This is a genomic window from Salinarimonas rosea DSM 21201, assembly GCF_000429045.1.
Classification (GTDB): domain Bacteria; phylum Pseudomonadota; class Alphaproteobacteria; order Rhizobiales; family Beijerinckiaceae; genus Salinarimonas; species Salinarimonas rosea.
On the sequence record NZ_KE386841.1, the window covers coordinates 71,445 to 91,287 of the forward strand.

16 protein-coding genes are annotated in these 19,843 nt (G+C 71.9%); 7 read left to right on the top strand and 9 right to left on the bottom strand.

Going from position 1 to position 19,843, the window contains the following annotated elements; all coding sequences use genetic code 11:
- The first annotated feature begins 7 nt into the window (after window positions 1-7).
- From G407_RS30780 to rnhA, 4 genes are all read left to right on the top strand, one after another.
- The gene (locus G407_RS30780) at window positions 8-1,981 is read left to right on the top strand and encodes a putative bifunctional diguanylate cyclase/phosphodiesterase (RefSeq protein WP_156917676.1); all 1,974 of its coding nucleotides are present in this window, start codon (window positions 8-10) and stop codon (window positions 1,979-1,981) included.
- Window positions 1,982-2,036: 55 nt separating this feature from the next.
- Complete coding sequence (gene ispH / locus G407_RS0121655) at window positions 2,037-2,996, top strand: 4-hydroxy-3-methylbut-2-enyl diphosphate reductase (RefSeq protein WP_029032487.1); 960 nt, start codon at window positions 2,037-2,039, stop codon at window positions 2,994-2,996.
- Window positions 2,997-2,998: 2 nt separating this feature from the next.
- A complete protein-coding gene (locus G407_RS0121660) occupies window positions 2,999-3,964 on the top strand; it encodes a homoserine kinase (RefSeq protein ID WP_029032488.1) in 966 nt (321 codons plus the stop codon).
- A gap of 77 nt (window positions 3,965-4,041) precedes the next feature.
- Window positions 4,042-4,467, top strand: coding sequence for a ribonuclease HI (gene rnhA / locus G407_RS0121665; protein ID WP_043540385.1), 426 nt, complete (start codon window positions 4,042-4,044; stop codon window positions 4,465-4,467).
- On the opposite strand, the gene G407_RS29310 is transcribed toward rnhA, so the two are convergent.
- The 4 genes from G407_RS29310 to G407_RS0121685 all read right to left on the bottom strand — a co-directional run bounded on the left by G407_RS29310 (window position 4,464) and on the right by G407_RS0121685 (window position 8,059).
- Window positions 4,464-5,051, bottom strand: a complete 588-nt coding sequence (locus tag G407_RS29310) for a winged helix DNA-binding protein (RefSeq protein ID WP_052341792.1) — start codon at window positions 5,049-5,051, stop codon at window positions 4,464-4,466. The two genes, rnhA and G407_RS29310, sit on opposite strands and share 4 nt — an antisense overlap.
- Before the next feature lie 14 nt (window positions 5,052-5,065).
- A complete protein-coding gene (locus G407_RS0121675) occupies window positions 5,066-6,367 on the bottom strand; it encodes a TRAP transporter large permease (RefSeq protein WP_029032490.1) in 1,302 nt (433 codons plus the stop codon).
- 3 nt (window positions 6,368-6,370) lie between these two features.
- A complete protein-coding gene (locus G407_RS0121680; RefSeq protein WP_029032491.1) occupies window positions 6,371-6,928 on the bottom strand; it encodes a TRAP transporter small permease in 558 nt (185 codons plus the stop codon).
- A 156-nt stretch (window positions 6,929-7,084) separates the two neighbouring features.
- The gene (locus G407_RS0121685; RefSeq protein ID WP_029032492.1) at window positions 7,085-8,059 is read right to left on the bottom strand and encodes a TRAP transporter substrate-binding protein; all 975 of its coding nucleotides are present in this window, start codon (window positions 8,057-8,059) and stop codon (window positions 7,085-7,087) included.
- Window positions 8,060-8,291: 232 nt separating this feature from the next.
- On the opposite strand from G407_RS0121685, the gene G407_RS0121690 reads away from it, so the two are divergent.
- Window positions 8,292-11,927, top strand: a complete 3,636-nt coding sequence (locus tag G407_RS0121690; RefSeq protein WP_029032493.1) for a hydantoinase B/oxoprolinase family protein — start codon at window positions 8,292-8,294, stop codon at window positions 11,925-11,927.
- A 237-nt stretch (window positions 11,928-12,164) separates the two neighbouring features.
- Here the strand turns inward: G407_RS0121690 and G407_RS0121695 are convergent, their stop codons facing one another.
- From G407_RS0121695 to G407_RS0121710, 4 genes are all read right to left on the bottom strand, one after another.
- On the bottom strand, window positions 12,165-13,031 hold the full coding sequence (locus G407_RS0121695; protein ID WP_084327719.1) for an ABC transporter permease: 867 nt from the start codon (window positions 13,029-13,031) through the stop codon (window positions 12,165-12,167).
- Between the two features lie 13 nt (window positions 13,032-13,044).
- A complete protein-coding gene (locus G407_RS0121700; RefSeq protein WP_029032495.1) occupies window positions 13,045-13,926 on the bottom strand; it encodes an ABC transporter permease in 882 nt (293 codons plus the stop codon).
- Window position 13,927: 1 nt separating this feature from the next.
- Window positions 13,928-15,010, bottom strand: coding sequence for an ABC transporter ATP-binding protein (locus G407_RS0121705; RefSeq protein WP_029032496.1), 1,083 nt, complete (start codon window positions 15,008-15,010; stop codon window positions 13,928-13,930).
- A gap of 217 nt (window positions 15,011-15,227) precedes the next feature.
- The gene (locus tag G407_RS0121710) at window positions 15,228-16,352 is read right to left on the bottom strand and encodes an extracellular solute-binding protein (protein ID WP_029032497.1); all 1,125 of its coding nucleotides are present in this window, start codon (window positions 16,350-16,352) and stop codon (window positions 15,228-15,230) included.
- Window positions 16,353-16,564: 212 nt separating this feature from the next.
- Here G407_RS0121710 and G407_RS0121715 point away from each other — a divergent pair, with 212 nt between their 5' ends.
- A complete protein-coding gene (locus G407_RS0121715; RefSeq protein WP_029032498.1) occupies window positions 16,565-17,479 on the top strand; it encodes an NAD(P)/FAD-dependent oxidoreductase in 915 nt (304 codons plus the stop codon).
- A 15-nt stretch (window positions 17,480-17,494) separates the two neighbouring features.
- Here the strand turns inward: G407_RS0121715 and G407_RS0121720 are convergent, their stop codons facing one another.
- On the bottom strand, window positions 17,495-19,234 hold the full coding sequence (locus tag G407_RS0121720; RefSeq protein WP_029032499.1) for a carbamoyltransferase C-terminal domain-containing protein: 1,740 nt from the start codon (window positions 19,232-19,234) through the stop codon (window positions 17,495-17,497).
- Between the two features lie 197 nt (window positions 19,235-19,431).
- Here G407_RS0121720 and G407_RS0121725 point away from each other — a divergent pair, with 197 nt between their 5' ends.
- Window positions 19,432-19,842, top strand: a complete 411-nt coding sequence (locus G407_RS0121725; RefSeq protein ID WP_029032500.1) for a DUF983 domain-containing protein — start codon at window positions 19,432-19,434, stop codon at window positions 19,840-19,842.
- Window position 19,843 lies beyond the last annotated feature (1 nt).

Genomic DNA, 19,843 nt, shown 5'->3' on the forward strand with positions numbered 1-19,843 from the left:
GCCGGTCGTGCGCCGCCTCCCCCGCGCCTTCGGGGACCGGTCGTCCCCGTTCCTGGGCACGCTGATCCTCTTCGCGGGGCTGATCGCGACGCTCGTCGCGATCTGGGGCGCCGGAAGCATCAAGCGCGGCGAGATCGACCTCGGCCAGTACATGGTGCGTCATCTGCGCTATACGTATGCGGAGATCGTCGCCCTCGACGGCCTTCTCGCAGCCGCGTCCATGGCGCCGACCGACCCGCGCACCGAGCGCCTGGTCGCCGATGCGGCCGATCGGTTCCACGTGCGCCTCGAGATGCTCACCGCGCTGAGCCGCGGCCCGATGGTCGACGAGGGCACCGCCTTCGCGCCGCTCGCCTGCGACCTGATGGACGGGCTCGATCGCCTCGTGGGCGCGGGGGCGCCGCTGGACGAGGCGCTCCTCGCCGATCTGCGCGGCATCAGTGCCGATCTCGTGCGTGCGACGAACGACTACACGAGGGGGATCGAGGCCGAGATCGACGAGGCCCTGCGCCTGCAGGCGGCGGAGACGAGCAGCGCATGGCTCGGGGTCGTGGGCAGCGTCCTGATGCTCCTCGTCCTGTCGATGCTCTCCATCGGCCTGTTCAGCCGCAACCGCAGCATCGTCTCGCAACTGCAGACGGCGAGCGGGCGCGACAGCCTGACCGGCACCGCCAACCGGCGCGGCTTCACCGAGTGGGCGCACGGGATGTCGCAGGCGTCGTCCGCGCCGGCACACGCCGTGATGGTCTTCGACCTCGACCGCTTCAAGGCCGTCAACGACAGGCTCGGGCACCCGGCCGGGGACGCCATCCTGAAGGCCGCGGCGGCCTGGCTGCGCGAGGAGTTCGGCGCGGACGGCGTGGTCGCGCGCTGGGGTGGCGACGAGTTCGTGGTGGCGACGCGGATCGGGCGCGGCGGTGTGGCCGACGTCTGCGCGCGCCTGGACGCGCGACGCGTGCGACCGGTCACGGTCGATGTCGGCGCCGAGGTCGTGCCGATCGCCTTCAGCTGCGGCGTGGCCGTCTGGCCCGCCGACGCGCCCACGATCGAGGAAGCCATCACCTGCGCCGATGCTGCGCTCTACGCCGTCAAGGAGGCGGGGCGCGGCTCGACCATGGTGTTCACCCCCGGGCTGATGACGAAGCGCCGGCACGTCGAGGCGCTGCGCGACGGGCTCGCGCGGGCGCTCGACGAGCACGAGCTCTTCCTCGAGTTCCAGCCGCAGGTCGACGTCCTGCGCGGCACCGTCGTCGCGGCGGAGGCGCTGGTCCGCTGGCGCTGCGGGCGCACGGGGCGGATCGTGCCGCCCGGCGAGTTCATCGCCATCGCCGAGCAGAGCGGCCAGATCGCGACCCTCGACCGGTTCGTGCTCGAGGAGGCCTGCGCCACCGCCGCGCGCTGGCGCGAGGCGGGACTGCGGCTGCGTGTCGCCGTGAACGTCTCGCCCCACAGCTTCCGTTCGTCGGTGCTCGCCCGCGAGGTGGCCGGGACGCTGGCGCGCTGGGGCCTCGCCCCGGAGGACCTCGAGATCGAGATCACCGAGGGCGTGCTGCTCGCCGAATGCGACCAGGTGGGCGAGAGCCTGGCCGCGCTCTCCGCCCTGGGCGTGCGCCTCGCGCTCGACGATTTCGGCACGGGCTACTCGAACATCGCCTACCTGGTGCGGCTCGAGCCCGACCTCCTCAAGATCGACCGGTCCTTCCTCGTCGAGGGCGACCGGGAGACGCGCGCCAGCGTCCTCCAGGGCGTCCTGCGCCTCGCCGAGGCGCTCGGCGCGGAGACGCTGGTCGAAGGCATCGAGACGCGCGAGCAGCTGCGCTTCGCCATGGCCGCCGGATGCAGCCTCGCCCAGGGCTTCCACTTCGCCCGGCCGATGGCGGGAGACGCGATCCCCGGCTTCTGCCGCGACTTCGCGCGCCCCGTCCGCGGGGAGGGCACCTGCCCGACGACGGACGCCGCGCCCGTCGCGCTCGCCTCCTGAGGCGCGCCCTCGCGCCGGCTTGACACGCGGCGCGTCTCGCCACAGACCGTACCCGATGACGAAGCCGCCTCTCGAGATCCTCCTGTGCGCCCCCCGCGGCTTCTGCGCGGGCGTGGTGCGCGCCATCGACGCCGTCGAGCAGGCGCTCGCCCAGCGCGGCGCGCCGGTCTACGTGCGCCACGAGATCGTCCACAACAAGTACGTCGTCGAGAGCCTGCGCAAGAAGGGCGCGGTGTTCGTGCGTGAGCTCGACGAGGTTCCGGACGGGGACGCGCCGGTGATCTTCTCCGCCCACGGCGTGCCGAAGTCGGTGCCGGACGAGGCGCTGCGGCGGCGCATGCACGCCATCGACGCGACCTGCCCGCTCGTCACCAAGGTGCATCGCGAGGCGCAGGTCCACGCCAGGAAGGGCCGCCACGTCCTCCTCGTCGGGCATGCCGGCCATCCCGAGGTCGTCGGCACGATGGGCCAGCTTCCCGCCGGCACGATCACGCTGATCGAGACCCGAGAGGACGCTGCCGCCTTCGAGCCGGCGGACGCGCAGGCGCTCGCCTTCGTCACGCAGACGACGCTGTCCGTCGACGACACCCGCGAGATCGTGGAGGCGCTCAAGGCGCGCTTTCCCGGGATCGTCGGCCCTCACAAGGAGGACATCTGCTACGCGACGACGAACCGCCAGGAGGCGGTCAAGACGGTCGCGCCGCAGGTCGACGCCCTCATCGTCGTGGGCTCGCCCAATTCCTCGAACTCCCAGCGCCTGCGCGAGGTCGCCGAGCGCGCCGGCTGCCGCGTCGCCCGGCTCGCCAACCGCGCCGAGGAGATCGACTGGACCGTGTTCTCCGGCATCCGCAGGCTCGGCATGACGGCGGGCGCCTCGGCGCCGGAGGTGCTCGTCGAGGAGATCATCGACGCCTTCGCCGAGCGCTACGAGGTCTCGGTCGAGACCGTGACGACGGTGACCGAGGACGTGTTCTTCCCACTGCCGCGCGGCCTGCGCGGCGAAGCCGCCGAATAGCCGTGGCGGTCTACACCGACGTGCCGGAGGAGGCGCTCGTCGCCTTCGTCGAGGGCTACGACATCGGCGCCGTGCTCTCCTTCAAGGGCATCGCCGAGGGCGTCGAGAACACCAACTACTTCCTCCACACGAGCCGCGGCTCCTACATCCTCACGCTCTACGAGAAGCGCGTGGCGGAGGCCGACCTGCCGTTCTTCCTCGGCCTGATGGAGCATCTGGCGAGCCGCGGCATCGTCTGCCCGCTGCCGGTGCGCGACCGCCGCGGTGAGACGCTCGGCCGGCTGGCCGGGCGCCCGGCCGCGATCGCGACGTTCCTCGAGGGCCTCTCGATCCGTCGGCCCTCGGCGAAGCGCTGCGGCGCGCTGGGCGAGGCGCTGGCGCGCCTGCACGAGGCGGGGCGGGACTTCCGGCTGCGGCGCGCGAACGCACTTTCGCTCCCCGCCTGGCGCCCGCTCTTCGCCCAGGCCGAGGCCGAGGCGCACACGGTCGCTTCCGGTCTGGCCGCGCGTACCCGCGCCGAGCTCGACCACCTGGAGCGGCACTGGCCCGCCGGCCTGCCCGAGGGGGTGATCCACGCCGATCTCTTCGTCGACAACGTGTTCTTCATCGGCGAGCAGGTCTCGGGCCTGATCGACTTCTACTTCGCCTGCAACGACCAGCTCGCCTACGACCTCGCCATCTGCCTCAACGCCTGGTGCTTCGAGCCGGACGGGTCCTACAACGTGACCAAGAGCCGGGCCCTGATCGCGGGCTACGAGCGGGTGCGGCGGCTCGAGCCCGCCGAGGTGGCGGCATTGCCGACGCTCTGCCGCGGGGCGGCGCTGCGCTTCCTGCTCACCCGCCTCGTCGACTGGCTCGACGTGCCCGAGGGCGCCTTCGTGCGGCCCAAGGACCCGCTCGAGTACGACCGCAAGCTCGCCTTCCACCGCCGCGCCGAGAGCGCCGCCGATTACGGGCTCGACCGATGAATGCCGAGACCTCCCCCGAGGCGAGCTCCGCCAGGGCCGCCTCCCCGAAGGCGGGAGCCGCGGGCGCGCCTCGCGTGATGATCTACACCGACGGCTCCTGCCTCGGGAATCCCGGCCCGGGCGGCTGGGGGGCGCTGCTCGTGTTCGGCGAGCGCGAGAAGGAGCTGAACGGCGGCGAGGCGGTGACGACCAACAACCGCATGGAGCTGATGGCGGCGATCCAGGCGCTGGAGGCGCTCAAGCGCCCCTGCACCGTCGACCTCTACACCGACAGCCAGTACGTGCGGAACGGCATCACCACCTGGCTCGCCGGCTGGAAGGCCAAGGGCTGGCGCACGGCGGCGAAGGCGCCGGTGAAGAACGAGGACCTCTGGCGCCGCCTCGACGAGGCGCGCACCCGCCACTCCGTCAGCTGGCACTGGGTCAAGGGCCACGCCGACGACCCGCTCAACCACCGGGTCGACGCGCTCGCCAGGGCCGGCGTGCCGCGCCGCGCCGGCTAGAGGCTCGCCGCGGCGCGCGCCGCCTGGTCGTAATGCCCCGAGAGCCCCCGCAGCATCGCCGCGAGCTCGGAGAGGCGCGCCTCGTCGAGCGCCGTCGCCGCGAGCGGCTTCGTCAGCAGCGCGTCGCGGATCTCGCGATAGCGCAGGCACATGGACCGGCCCCGCTCGGTGATCTCCACCGTCTTCTCCTTGCCCGCGCGCCCGGAGGCGACGAGGCCCGCGGCCTCGAGCTTCTTCACGCCGTAGGAGACGAGATGCGTGTCCTCGATCGAGAGGACGAGGCAGATGTCGGCGAGCTTCTTCGGGCGGCCGCGGTGGTTGACGGTGTGCAGGATCAGCACGTCGAGCGCGGAGACGTCGGGCACCCCGGCCGCCGCCATGCAGCGCACCATCCAGCGCTCGAAGGCGTGGCTCGCGAGGATCAGGCCGAACTCGAGCTCCGACAGCGCCGGCAGCCCGGTCTCGGCGAGATGGGCGGAGGAGACGACCGGGCCGACGCCCCTCGCCGCAGTCCCGGCGCGCTCGTCGGCGGCCGTCGGCGTCGCGGTCGTGCTCGGGGGCGTCGTGCGGGCGCGGCGGCTCATGGCGTCGTCTCCGCTCATTCGAGCATCGTCCGCGGCAGCCACAGCGCGATCTCCGGGAAGAGCGCGAGCAGCAGCGCGGCGAGGCACATGATCAGGAAGAAGGGCGCGGTGTAGAGGCCCAGCCGGAAGATGTCGCGCCCCGTCAGCGATTGCAGGACGTAGAGGTTGAAGCCCACCGGCGGCGTGATCTGCGCCATCTCGACGACGAGCACGATGAAGATGCCGAACCAGATCAGGTCGATGCCCGCCGCCGTCACGAGCGGCATGATGATCGAGGTGGTGAGCACCACGAGCGAGATGCCGTCGAGGAAGCAGCCCATGACGATGAAGAACAGCGTCAGGGCGAGCAGCAGCATCGCCTGGGAGAGGCCGAACGTGCCGATCCACTCCGCCAGCAGGCGCGGGATGCCGGTGAAGCCCATCGCCGTCGTCAGGAACGCGGCGCCGGCGAGGATGAAGGCGATCATGCACGAGGTCTTGGTCGCCGACAGGAGCGCGGTGCGGAACGTCTCGACATTCAGCGTCCCCGCCTTCCAGGAGATGGCGAGCGCCAGGAACACGCCCACCGCCGCCGCCTCCGTCGCCGAGGCGAAGCCCGCGTAGATCGAGCCGATCACGCCGGCGATGAGGAGCACGACGGGCGCCAGCCGGCGCAGCTTGGCGAGGCGCTGGCGCAGCGGCATCGCCGGCTCGGGCGGCGGCATCCGGTGGCGGTTGAGCAGCGCCCAGACGATCACGTAGCCCATGAACAGCGCGGTGAGCATCAGCCCGGGCAGGACGCCGGCGATGAAGAGCCGCGCCACCGACTGCTCCGTGGCCGTGGCATAGACGATGAGGATGATGGAAGGCGGGATCATCAGCCCGATCGTGCCCGAGCCCGCGAGCGTGCCGATCGCCATCACGTCCGAATAGCCGCGCTTCTTCAATTCGCCGAGCGAGATCCGCCCGATCGTGGCGCAGGTCGCCGCAGAGGAGCCGGAGACCGCCGCGAAGATCGTGCAGCCCAGCACGTTGACGTGCAGGAGCCTCCCCGGCAGCCGGGCGAGCCAGGGGGTGAGGCCCTCGAACATGTCCTCCGACAGGCGCGTGCGGAACAGGATGTCGCCCATCAGGATGAACATGGGCAGGGCGGTGAGGTCCCACGAGTTCAGCTGCTGCCACATCGCGGTCGCGAGGATCGCGCCGGGCGGCAGCGGCAGCGAGACGACGAGGGCGACGAAGCCGAGCGTCGCCAGCGCCACCGCGATCCAGACGCCGCTGGCGAGGATCGCGAACAGCACCGCGACGATGAGGAGCATCAGGGTCGTCGGCTCCATCGCTCAGCCCTCCTGCCCGTGTGCGGCGGCGTCCTCGGCCGCGCGGAAGCTCGGGCTGCCGGTGCGCAGCGTTTCGACGAGCTCGTCGAGGAAGGCGATCGTCAGGAGCGCGGCGCCCGCCGCCATCGCCGCCTGCGGCCAGACGAGGGGCACCTGCACCAGGCCCGGCGAGATCTCGCCGAAGCGCCAGCTCTCCCAGGCGTAGCCGCCGATCGCCCAGGTGCCGAAGCCCGCCGCGACCGCCCCGAAAGCGAGCGCCGCCGCCTCGATCGCGGTGCGTGCCCGGGCGGGGAGCGCGTTCACGAGCATGGTGACGCGGATGTGCGCGCCGGCTTTCAGCGTCCCCGCCAGCGCGAGGAAGCTCGCCGCCGCGAACAGGTAGCCCGAGATCTCCGCGAGCGAGAGGATCACGAAGCCCGAGCGCGGCAGGTCGAGCGCCTGGAGGATCGCGTCCCACACGCGCGCCGCGACCTGCAGGCCGACGAGCGTCGCGATGACGAGGATGCACAGGGCCGACAGCCAAAGGCCCGCGGCGTAGAGCAGATCGAGCGCACGACGCATGCAAGTCCTCCAGTCACGACGTCGATGGCGACCGCCGACCCGTCTCCGGCCTCCGGAGCGCTCGGCGCCCGCGAAGCGGCCGGTGGGGAAGGGTCGAACGGCTCCCCCCCACCGGTCCGCGTCGCGGCCGACCTCCCCGGCGGGGAGGTGACGTCGTCAGTTCGCGCGGTACGCGTCGAGAACGGCGGTGCCGGCCTCGCCGGCGCTCGCGGCCCACTCGTCGGCGATCCGGGCGCCGATCTCCTGGAAGCCCGTCGACAGCCCCTCCGAGGGCGTGACGATCGTCATGCCGTTGTCGGCGAGCGTCTTCGTCGCCGCCTCGGTGTCTGCGGCCGACATCTCCCAGCCGCGGGCCTCCGCCGCCGCGGCGGCCTCGAGCAGGGCGGCGCGCACGCCCGGATCGAGCGCCTCGAAGGCGGCCGTGTTCACGACGACCATGTTGCGGGGCAGCCAGGCCTGGGTGTCGTGATAATGCGAGACGAAGTCCCAGAACGTCGAGTTCACGCCGGTGGAGGGCGAGGTGATCGTCGCCTCGACGCGGCCGGTGGCGAAGGCGGTCGGCAGGTCCGCGACCTCGACCTGGACGGGCGTGGCGCCCGACAGCTCGGCGATGCGCGCCGTGCCGGGATTGTAGGTGCGGAAGCGCAGGCCGCGCAGGTCCTCGATGGAGTCGAGCTCCTGGCCGGCATAGATGCCCTGCGGCGGCCACGGCACGGAGAACAGCAGCGTCAGGCCTTCCTCCGCCAGGGCCTCCTCGAGCGCCGGACGCTGCGCCGCGTAGAGGCGGCGCGCGTCCTCGTAGGAGGTCGCGAGGAAGGGCACGGAGTCGAGGCCGTAGATCGGGTTCTCGTTGGCGTGCAGCGAGATCAGCACCTCGCCGATCGGGACCACGCCGGAGCGCACGGTGCGCTTGATCTCGGGATGCTTGATCAGCGAGCCGGCCGAATGCACCGTGATGTCGAGCGTGCCACCGGTCGCCTCGCGCACCGCATCGGCGAACTGGGCGATGTTGACCGTGTGGAACGTCGCGTCGGGATAGGGGGTCGGCATGTCCCAGCTCTGGGCCGAGGCCGTGCCGGCCACGACGGCCGACAGGGCGACGCCCGCGAAGACGCGTGCGAAGATGTTCATGGTGTCGCTCCCTTCTCGCCGCCGGCCACGAAGGGCCGGGCGGCTCTTGCGCGCATCCCTCGTTACCATGCGCATGCTGCAAGGGTGATCTGCGCTCGACACCGTGTCAATATCCTAACGTCAACTCATCGGAAAAATGTTGACGATTTGTCGATGTCGGCGATGATGCCGGACGGGAACAGACGAAGCCGCGCCTCCGGAGCCATGCGCGCGGCGATCTCAGGAGGCGACGATGAGCGGCGTGTGGGACTTCTGGATCGATCGCGGCGGCACCTTCACGGACGTGATCGCCCGCGATCCCGACGGGCGCCTGCACGCCCGCAAGCTGCTCTCCGAGAATCCCGACGCCTACCGCGACGCCGCGGTGCAGGGCATCCGCGACCACCTCGGCCTCTCCCGCGGCGAGCCGATCCCCACGGGCACGATCGGCGAGGTGCGGATGGGCACCACGGTCGCGACCAACGCGCTGCTCGAGCGCAAGGGCGAGCGCACGCTGCTCCTCACCACGAAGGGTTTTCGCGACGCGCTGCGCATCGGCTACCAGGCGCGCGCCGACATCTTCGCCAAGGCCATCGTCAAGCCCGACGAGCTCTACGACGAGGTGGTCGAGATCGACGAGCGCGTGCTGGCCGACGGCACCGTCGAGACGCCGCTCGACGAGGCGGGCGCCCGCGCCGCGCTCGAGCGGGCGCGGGCAGACGGGCACCGGGCGCTCGCGATCGTGTTCGTGCACGGCTACAAGCATCCCGAGCACGAGCGCCGCGTCGCGGAGCTGGCCCGCGCCATGGGCTTCCCGCAGGTCTCGGTCTCGCACGAGGTCTCGCCGCTGGTGAAGCTCGTCGGGCGGGGGGACACGACGGTGGTCGACGCCTACCTCTCCCCGATCCTGCGCCGCTACGTGGCGCAGGTGTCCGACGAGCTCGACGTCGCACGCACCGGCGCGCGCCTCATGTTCATGATGTCGTCCGGCGGGCTCACCGCGGCCGAGCTGTTCCAGGGCAAGGACGCGATCCTGTCCGGCCCCGCCGGCGGCGTGGTGGGCCTCGCGGAGACCGGCCGCGCGGCGGGCTTCGACAAGGTCATCGGCTTCGACATGGGCGGCACCTCGACCGACGTCGCGCATTTCGACGGCGCCTACGAGCGCGCCTTCGAGACGGAGGTCGCGGGCGTGCGCATGCGCGCGCCGATGATGCTGATCCACACGGTCGCCGCCGGCGGCGGCTCGATGCTGAAGTGGGACGGCACGCGCTTCCGCGTCGGGCCGGACTCCGCCGGCGCCCATCCCGGCCCGACCTGCTACCGCCGCGGCGGGCCGCTCGCGGTGACCGACGCCAACGTCATGGTGGGCAAGCTCCTGCCGGACTGCTTCCCGCGGATCTTCGGGCCGAACGGCGACGAGCCGCTCGATGCCGAGGCCGTGCGCGCGGCCTTCGAGACGCTCGCCGCCGAGATCGGCGACGGGCGCACGCCCGAGGAGGTCGCCGACGGCTTCCTCGAGATCGCGGTGGCGAACATGGCCGAGGCGATCAAGAAGATCTCCGTCCAGCGCGGCTACGACGTGACGCGCTACGCGCTCAACTGCTTCGGCGGCGCGGGCGGGCAGCACGCCTGCAAGGTCGCCGATGCGCTGGGGATGAAGACGGTGCTCGTGCATCCCCTGTCCGGGCTGCTCTCGGCCTACGGCATGGGGCTCGCCGACATCCGGGCGACGCGCCAGAGCGCGGTCGACGCCGCCCTCGACGCGGATGCGCCCGCGGCCCTCGCCGTCGCGGCGAAGCGCCTGGTCGACGAGGCGGTCGACGAGCTGACCGGCCAGGGCGTGCCGCGCGACGACATCGAGGTGATCGTGCGCGCACACGTGCGCTATGCCGGCACCGACACGCCGCTCCAGGTCGACGCCGCGACGCTGGCCGGGGCGGCACTCGACGCGCCGATCGCGCCGGCCTCCGCGCGCGCGATGCGGGCGGATTTCGAGGCGCAGCACAAGCGCCGCTTCGGCTTCGTCGACGAGGGCAAGGCGCTCGTGGTGGAGGCGGTGGAGATCGAGGCGGTCGGCGGCGGCGCGCAGTTCGCCGAGGCCGAGGGGCTCGCCACGACCGAGGGCACGCCCGAGCCGGCGCGCACGACGCGGATCTTCTCCAAGGGCTGGCGCGACGCGGGCGTGTACCTGCGCGAGGCGATCCGGCCGGGGCAGAGCATCCCGGGTCCGGCGATCGTGGTCGAGCCGAACCAGACGATCGTCGTCGAGGACGGCTGGGAGGCGCGGCTCACCGAGAAGGACCATCTCGTCCTCGCCCGCGTGAAGGCGACGGCCGTCCGCCATGCGGTGGGGACCGAGGCGGACCCGGTCATGCTGGAGATCTTCAACAACCTGTTCATGTCGATCGCCGAGCAGATGGGCGTGACGCTGCAGAACACGGCCTATTCGGTCAACATCAAGGAGCGGCTCGACTTCTCCTGCGCGGTGTTCGACGCGAACGGCAGCCTCGTCGCCAACGCCCCGCACATGCCGGTGCATCTGGGCTCGATGGATCGCTCGGTCGAGACCATCATCCGCCTCAACCCGCAGATCCATCCGGGCGACGTCTTCGTGCTCAATGCCCCCTACAACGGCGGCACGCACCTGCCCGACATCACGGTCTGCACGCCGGTGTTCGACGCCGACAAGACGACGATCCTGTTCTGGGTCGCGTCGCGCGGCCACCACGCCGACGTCGGCGGGGTGGCGCCGGGCTCGATGTCGCCGCGCGCGACGCACATCGAGGAGGAGGGCGTCTATATCGACAACTTCAAGCTCGTCGACCGCGGGCGCTTCCGCGAAGCCGAGCTCGTGGCGCTGCTCGAGGGCGCTAAGTACCCGGTGCGCAACGTCGTGCAGAACGTCAACGACCTGAAGGCGCAGATCGCGGCGAACGAGAAGGGCGTCGCCGAGCTCGAGAAGATGGTCGCCTCGTTCGGCCTCGACGTCGTCATCGCCTACATGGGCCACGTCCAGGACAACGCGGCGGAGAGCGTGCGCCGCCTGCTCGATCGCCTGAAGGACTGCTCCTTCGACTACCCGATGGACCAGGGCTGCGCGATCCGCGTCTCGATCACCGTCGATCGCGCGAAGCGCACGGCGCGGGTCGACTTCTTCGGCACCTCGCCGCAGCAGCCCGACAACTTCAACGCGCCCGCGCCGGTGACCCGGGCGGCGGTGCTCTACGTCTTCCGGGTGATGGTCGACGACGCGATCCCGATGAACGCGGGGTGCCTGCGGCCGATCGAGATCGTCATCCCCGACGGCTCGATGCTCTCGCCGCGCTATCCGGCGGCGGTGGTCGCGGGGAACGTCGAGGTGAGCCAGGCGGTGACGAACTGCCTCTTCGGCGCGCTCCAGGCGATGGGCTCGTCCCAGGGCACGATGAACAACCTCACCTTCGGCAACGACACCTACCAGTACTACGAGACGATCTGCTCCGGCGCCCCCGCCGGGCCCGGCTGGAACGGCGCATCGGGCGTGCACACGCACATGACGAACTCGCGGCTGACCGATCCGGAGATCCTGGAGCAGCGCTTCCCCGTGGTGCTCGAGGACTTCCACATCCGCCGCGGCTCCGGCGGGCGTGGCAAGTGGTCGGCGGGCGACGGCACGGCGCGCACGATCCGCTTTCGCGAGCGGATGGACTGCGCGATCCTGGCCTCCCACCGCAAGGTCCGCCCCTTCGGCGTCGGCGGCGGCGAGCCCGGCGCGCTCGGCCGCACCCTGGTGCGCCGCCTCGACGGGACGATCGAGGAGCTCGCCGGGAGCGACCAGACCGTGCTCGAGGCCGGCGAGGCGGTGACGGTGATCACGCCCACGGGCGGGGGGTACGGCGCGGCGGAGTGAGGCCGGGGTCGCGGGGCGGGGCGCGTATTCCTTGCAGACGTGCCGCCGCCCTCCCCACCCTCCGCTCTTCGAGCTCCGTCCTCCCCTGCGGGGAGGTGGCGGTCGGCGGCCTGCATCGGCTTCGACCGCGAATTCACCGACGCCCGCCCCATCGCCTCCTCCCCGCAGGGGAGGACGACGGCCGAAGGACGGAGGGTGGGGAGGGCGGCGGTGCCGCTCGCCCGCATTCGAACGGCTCTACGAAGGGGTCGCAGCCCTCCGCGCCTCCAGCCGCCGGGCGATCTCCCAGGCGAGCGCACCGGCGATCGTGATCGCGATCATCACCAGCGCGAGCGCGTTCACGGCGGGGGTGAGCCCGGTGCGGACCTTGGTGGCGATGTAGACGGTGAGCGGCGTCTCGAAGCCGCGCACGAACAGCGTCGTGTTGTAGTTCTCCACACTCTGGAGCGTCGCGAGCAGCGCCGCGGCGAGGAGCGCGGGCCGGAGGAAGGGCAGGAGCACGCGGCGGAAGACCATGAGCTTCGTCGCGCCGAGCCCGAGCGCGGCCTCCTCCAGCGTCCGGTCGAAGCGCTGCAGGCGTGCGGCCACCATCAGCATGACGTAGGCCGAGATGAAGCTCGCCTGGGCGAGCACGATGAGCAGGAGCCCGCCGCCGACCCCGATCTGGCGCCAGAGCACCAGCGTCGCGATGCCGATGACGACGCCCGGCGTCAGCAGCGGCGAGACCATCAGCGCGTAGAGCACCGAGCGCGCCCGCGCGTGCAGGCTCGTCAGCACCAGCGCCGCCGCCGTGCCGACCGGCACCGCGATGGCGACGACGCCGAGCGCGACGAGGGCGGAGGTCCACAGCGCCCGCCACATGGCCGCGTCGTCCGCCATCTGCGCGAACCAGTCCGTCGTCGTCCCGAGCCAGGGCGTCAAGGTAGGGAAACGGCTCGTGTTGAAAGCCGCCGCGCTCATCACCACGAGGGGCGCGAACAGGTAGACGAAGAAGGCGCCGACGTAGATCCAGAACAGGATCTTCGGGATCGCCGCGGCGGCCCGCGTCGCGAGCGGCGTGCGCACCGGGGTGGCCGGCGGGGGGAGGGCGACGGCGTCGGTCATCGCGCGGTCTCCCTCACTTCGCCACGTCGGTGAGCGAGACGCGGAACACGCGCAGCGTGATCAGCACCACCGCGAGGCACAGCACGAGCAGCACGAGCGCGTAGGCCGCGCCGCGGTTCCAGTCTCCGCCCTCGAAGAACCAGTTGTAGATGATCTGCGTGAACCAGCGGCTGCCCGGCGCACCGAGCAGCGCCGGCGCCACGTAGCTCCCCGCCGCGAGCATGAAGGTGAAGACGCAGCCCGTGGCGATGCCGGCCTTGGCGTGGGGGATGACGATGCGCGTGTGGATGCGCCAGGTCGAGGCGCCGAGGTCCCGCGCCGCCTCGACCTGCGCCTTCTCCAGGCTCTCGATCGAGTTGTAGATCGGGAAAAGCATGAACAGGATGTAGGCGTAGACCATCCCCACCAGGACGCCCCCGTCGCCGTACCAGCGCATCGGCTCGTCGAGAATGCCGAGGCCGAGGAGCAGGGCGTTCAGCGGCCCGCGGAAGGCGAACAGGATGTACCAGGCGAGCGTGCGCAGCACCTCGTTGATCCAGAACGGCACGATCAGCGCCAGCACCACGAGCGAGGCCGCCGAGGGCGAGGCCGTCTGCGCCAGCCAGTAGGCGAGGGGATAGCAGACGACGAAGGTCGCGAGCATCACCAGCGCGCTCGCCCAGACCGTCTTGAAGAAAATGTCCCGGTGGACCGGCTCGCCCGCGAGATAGGCGAGGTTGTCGAGGGAGTAGACGTCCGCCGGGCCGCCGACGTCGGCGGGCAGGAGGTTCGGGCGCAGGGCGAAGTCGATCATCATCAGGTTCGGCGCGAGCACGAGCCCCGCGAGCCAGAACCCGACGAGCAGGACGAAGAACCCCGCGAGCCCCGCGCCGAAGCGCGCCGTCAGCGCGCCCATCTCACGCCTCCCCCTGCGCCGCGCCGAGCGCGATGGCGTCGCGCGGCGCGAAGGCGAAGCGCACCGCTTCCCCGGCGGCGGGCGCGGCGCCGAGCGTCGTCGAGGGCAGGGCGGCGAGCACGGCCGCGCCGTCCGCGGTCACCGCGTGCAGCAGGCCGAAGGCACCCTCGAAGTCGAGCCGCTCGACCCGTGCGCCGAGCGCGCTCGGCGCGTCCGCGGCCGCGATGCCGAGCGCCTCGGGCCTCACGTAGAGCGTCGCGGCGCGTCCTGCCGCGACGCCACGCCCCGCCCGCGCCGAGAGCCGTCCGTGGGCCGTGTCGAGGGCGGCGATGCCGTCGGCGACGTGCGCCACGGTGCCGGGGATCGCGTTCGTCTCGCCGACGAAGCGGGCGACGAAGGGCGTCTCCGGGTCCTCGTAGAGCGTGCGCGGCGCCGCCACCTGCTGGAGCACGCCCGCGCTCATCACCGCCACGCGGTCCGACATGGCGAGCGCCTCGGACTGGTCGTGGGTGATGTAGAGGAAGGTGACGCCGGTGCGTTTCTGGATCGCGCGCAGCTCCGCGCGCATGTGCTGGCGCAGCTTGAGATCGAGCGCCGAGAGCGGCTCGTCGAGCAGCAACACCTCCGGCTCGACGGCGAGCGCGCGGGCGATGGCGACGCGCTGCTTCTGGCCGCCGGAGAGCTCGGCGATCTTGCGGTCGCCGTAGCCGGGCAGCGCGATGAGCTCGAGCAGCTCGTCCGCCCGGCGACGGCGCTTCGCCCTCGGCACGCCCCGCGCCTCGAGCCCGAAGGCGATGTTCTCCCACACCGGCATCAGCGGGAAGAGCGCGAGCGACTGGAAGATCATCGCTGTCGGCCGCTGGTTCGGCCCGAGCCCGGCCATGTCGCGATCGCCGATGAGCACGCGACCGGCGCTCGGCGCGAGGAAGCCCGCGACCATGCGCAGGATCGTCGTCTTGCCGCAGCCCGACGGCCCCAGGATCGAGAAGAACTCGCCGGGCTCGACGGTGAAGGACACGTCGTCGACCGCCTTCGTCGCGCCGAAGGACATGGTGATGCGCTCGAGCGCGACGGAGTGGGACATCGCAGGTCCTGGTCTCGCGGCCCGCCCCTCTCCCGGACGGGAGAGGGGCGGGGGGTGAGGGTGTACGGCCCGACCATGATCGTGTCGGCCGGAACCGGCGCATGCGGCCGGTCGCGACGGACGGGTTCGACGTGTCCGGGGGCGAGGGTCGCCGGATGCCGGCCAGCCTCACCCCCGGCCCCTCTCCCATCTGGGAGAGGGGGGACGCATCGTGCGATCACGCCGACAGGAAGCGGTCCTGGTACTCGTTGCGCTTGGCGACGAACCAGCTGTCCTGGATCGGCCACCACCACAGCTTGTCGAGCGCGTCGCCGGGATAGGCCGCGGCGAAGAAGGCCTTGGCCTCGTCGGAGAGCAGCGCGTCGGCACCGACCGCGGTCGAGTTGATCGACGTGGCGTTCGAGTACATGGCGCCGGCTTCCGGCGTCAGCATCCAGTTGATGAAGGCGTAGGCCTCGTCGAGGTTCTCCGCCTGTGCGGGGATGGAGAGGCCTTCCATCCAGGCGAGCGCGCCTTCCTTGGGGGCGATGTAGCCGATCGGCAGGCCCTCGCGGGCGAGGCCGGCGGCGGTCGAGTCCCAGGTCTGGCCGATGGCGGCGCCGTTGACGCGGAAGGCGCCTTGCGCCTCGTTTTCGTTCGACCAGAACTGCGCGACGTTGCCCTTGCGGGCGATCGCCTCGGCGAGGATGACGTCGTAGACCTCGACCATCGCCTCCTCCGAGGCGAAGGCCTCGCGCATCGGGCGCGGCAGCTTGCCCTCGCCCTCGAGCCACAGGCCGATGCCGACGAGCGCGGAATGCCCGCGAACGGTCGCCTTGCCCTCCATCTCCGGCTTCCAGATGTCGCCGTAGGAAGCCGAGCCGTACTCGAGCGGCGCCTGCTGCGTGTCGAAGGCGAGCGCCTCGGTGCCCCAGTCGGAGGGGACCTGGTAGCGCTTGCCGTCGACGACCGCGCCCATGTTCTCCGAGCCGGAGACGGCGGAGGCGATGACGCGGTCCCACATCACCTTGCCTTCGTCGATGGGCTGGACGAGCCCGAACTCGACGTAGTTCGGCACGCGGTCCACCGTCGGCCAGATCACGTCGAAGCCGGCGCCGTTGGAGGCGCGCATCTGGTTGAGCAGCTCGTCGTTCGTGCCGTAGGGCGTGAAGACCGGCCGGATGCCGGTGTCGGCCTCGAACTTCGCCAGCATCTCGTCGGTGACGTAGCCGGCCCAGGCGAAGATGTTGACGGTGGGCGACTGCGCCAGGGCGCGGCGCGAGACGAAGGGCGCGGCTACGCCGATCGCGGCGGCGCCGGTGAGCAGCGTGCGCCGGGTCATGCGGGTCTTTGCGAAGGTCATCGTACTTTCCTCCCGAGAGGGCTTGGACCTGGACGGGTCCCGGAGAGAGGAAACCGGCTAAGCTGCGTTTGCAACAGCTCAGTGACCGTTTCCACGGATTCCCTGCACGGATCCACGCACCGGTGGTCGTTACGAGCCTGCGCGAACGTTCCCGCGCCCGGGGCGTTGCCCGCTCGCCGCGGCCGCGCCCGAGCTTCCGGAGAGCCTCACCCATGGACACGCTACACGATTGCGCCATCGTAGGCGGCGGCATCGGCGGGCTCACCGCGGCGGTGTACCTCGCCCGCTTCCGGCGGCGGTTCGTGCTCCTCGACGGCGACACGTCGCGCGCGCGCTGGATCCCGCGCTCGCGCAACCATCCGGCCTTTCCCGGCGGCGTTACCGGCGACGAGCTCCTGAGCCGGCTTCGCGATCAGCTCGCAGGCTACGGCGCGCGACCCGTCCTCGACCGCGTGGAGCGGATTGCGCGCGAGGCGGACGGCGCGTTCCGTCTCCTGCGCGCCTCGGGCGCCGAGACCCGCGCCCGCACCCTCGTCCTCGCCACCGGCGTGTCGGACGTCGAGCCGCCGATCGCGGACGCGTTCGAGGCGGTCAAGGCGGGGCTGGTTCGCCATTGCCCGATCTGCGACGCCTACGAGATGATCGACCGGCGCCTCGCGGTGCTCGGCCGCGGCGACCATTGCGTGGGCGAGGCGCTGTTCCTGCGCACCTACACGCCCGGGATCGTCGCCCTCACCAACGGCGCGCCGCTCGGCTGCGCTGACGCCGGACGCGCGCGCCTCGAGGCCGCGGGCATTCGCCTCGTCGAGGCCGCGATCGAGAGCATCGCGCGCGCGGCGGGCGAGACCGGCGTCGTGGTGCGGCTCGCCGACGGCGCCGAGATCCGGGTCGACGCGCTCTATTCCGCCATGGGCATGCGCCCGCATTCCGGGCTCGCGGCGGATCTCGGCATTCCGCTCGCCGAGGACGGCCGCATCCCCGCGGACCCGCATCAGCGCACGGCGGCGGACGGCGTCTGGGCCGTCGGCGACGTGGTGACGGGGCTCAACCAGCTCGGCGTCGCCATGGCGCAGGGCGAGATCGCCGCGACCGACGTGCACAACCGCCTGCGCCGCGACGAGTGGTGAGCCGCGCGCGGCGGCTCAGGTCCGGCGGCGGTAGAGCCCCCGGTTCGTCGCCACCGCGTCGACCCGGTCGTCGAGGAGCGCGCGGGCGCATTGCGCCGGCGTGTCGATGATCGGCTCCTCGTGCACGTTGAAGCTCGTGTTGATCAGCGCCGGCAGGCCCGTGCGTGCCTTCCAGGCGGCGAGGATGTCCCAGTAGGTCGGGTTGAGCGCGCGGCGGATCACCTGCGGGCGCGCCGTGCCGTCGACGTGCGTCACGCCGGCCAGCCGCTCGCGCCAGTCCGCGCGCACGCGGCAGGTGACGGTCATGAACTCGGCCGCGTAGCGCGAGCCCGCCGGCAGGTCGAAGATCGTGTCCGCGTCCTCCTCGGCGCAGAAGGGCGCGAAGGGCATGAACTCGGAGCGCTCCATGCGGGCGTTGAGGGTCTGGTTGACGCTCGGGTCGTCGGGCGCGGCGAGCACGGAGCGGGCGCCCAGGGCGCGGGGGCCGAACTCCATGCGCCCCGCGTAGAGCGCCACCGCCTCGCGCCGGGCGAGCGCCTCGACGCTCGCGCCGACCGGATCGTCCGAGACCCTGGCGAGGCCCGGCTCGGCGCCGAGATGGGCGTCGACGACATCGTCGTAGTCGCGCCCGAGATACACGCTCTCCAGCCGCGCGCGGTTTTCCAGCCAGCGGGGCAGGCCGTCGCGCTCCAGGAGGTAGGACAGCGCGCCGCCCGGCGGCAGGCCCTGGTCGCTCATCGCGGGATAGACGAACAGCCTGTCGATCCCCGCTTCCTCCACGAGGCGCTGGTTGAGCTTGACGTTGGCGAAGAGCCCGCCGGCGACGCCGAGATTGCGGCTCGGGCGCCGCTCGAGCAGCCGGCGCACCGCGGCGAGCGTCATCTCCTCGGCGAGGTCCTGCACCGACGCGGAGACGTCCTCGCGCGAGACGCCCTCCGCCATGGCGAAGATCGCCCGGCGCATGGCCTTGGTGGAGGGGAAGTCCGAGAGGATCTCGCCGGTCTCCTGGTCGAGCCGGAAGTGCGCCCGCAGCCGATCGCGCAGCACCGGCTGCCCCCAGGCGGCGAGGCCCGTCAGCTTGCCCTCGTGGCGCTGGATCTTGTAGCCGAGCGCCTCCGTCGCGTAGCCGTAGGCGAGCGCGACCGAATCGACGCGGGGCTGCTCGAGCACCCACTCGTCCCCGCCGTAGAGCGTCTCCAGCGCCCCCTCGCGGAACGAGCGGATCGAGTAGCACACGCCGTCGCCGCCGCCGTCGGACGTGTAGAGGAGCGCGTCCTCCCAATCGGGATTGTGGAACAGGCACGGCAGGGCGTGCGCGAGGTGATGGTTGTAGACGTGGAGCCGCGTCTGCGGCCGCAGGCCCAGCTCCGCCATCAGCGCCGCGACGTCGAGGAGGCGTTCGGCCTCGAGCGCGCGCGCCGTGTGGAGCTCGCTCTTGAGCACCGCCCCGCGCTCGCGCCCGGCCAGCCGGTCGAGCAGGATCTGCGAGCGGCGGCGCAGGCCGTGGAGATCGTGCCCGAAGCGCATCAGCCGCGCCGGCATGTGGCCGCGCGCGAGGCAGAGCACGTCGACGTCCTGTGCGCCGACGCCCCCGATCGTCAGCGCCTCGGCGACGGCCTCGTGCGGCAGCCGCCGCCCGTCGGACTTCACGCGGGTGACGCGCTCGAGCGGAACGGCCGCGAGCATGCGGTAGTCGTCGTGCAGGCTCACGGCGGCGTCGTGCGAGGTCGACGAGATCGAGAGGATGAGGGACATCGTGGAGAAGTCTTCGACGCGGCGGGGCGCGGGGGACGCCCCTCGGAACGGGGCTCCTCGCTAGCACAGCCGCGCCGCGGGGCAAACGCGGGACGCGTCGCCGCGCCGCGAAAGGCCGCGCTTGCGCCCGCACGCGATCTCGTCGAGACAGGGCGCGAGGCACCGCCGGACGGCGGAACGCGAGAGGAGACACGCGCATGCAGGCAGGACGGATCGACGACGCGCCCGGCCGCCGCATCTCCTGGACGCGCGGCATCCGTCGCGGGCTCGCCTGCCGCTGCCCCGCCTGCGGCGAAGGTCGTGCGTTCCGCGGCTTCCTGAAGGTCGCGGACGCCTGCGGCGCCTGCGGGCAGGAGCTGCACCACCACCGCGCCGACGACCTGCCGCCCTACGTCACGATCTTCATCGTCGGCCACATCGTCGGCTACGGGATCCTGCTCACGGAGACCAATCTCGACTGGCCGCTGTGGCTCACGCTCGCGGTCTGGCCGACCTTGACGCTGGCGATGACGCTCGCCTTGATGCAGCCGGTCAAGGGCGCGGTCGTCGGCCTGCAATACGCGCTCGGCATGCACGGATTCGGTGCCGGCGCGGAAAGGACGGGGTGAG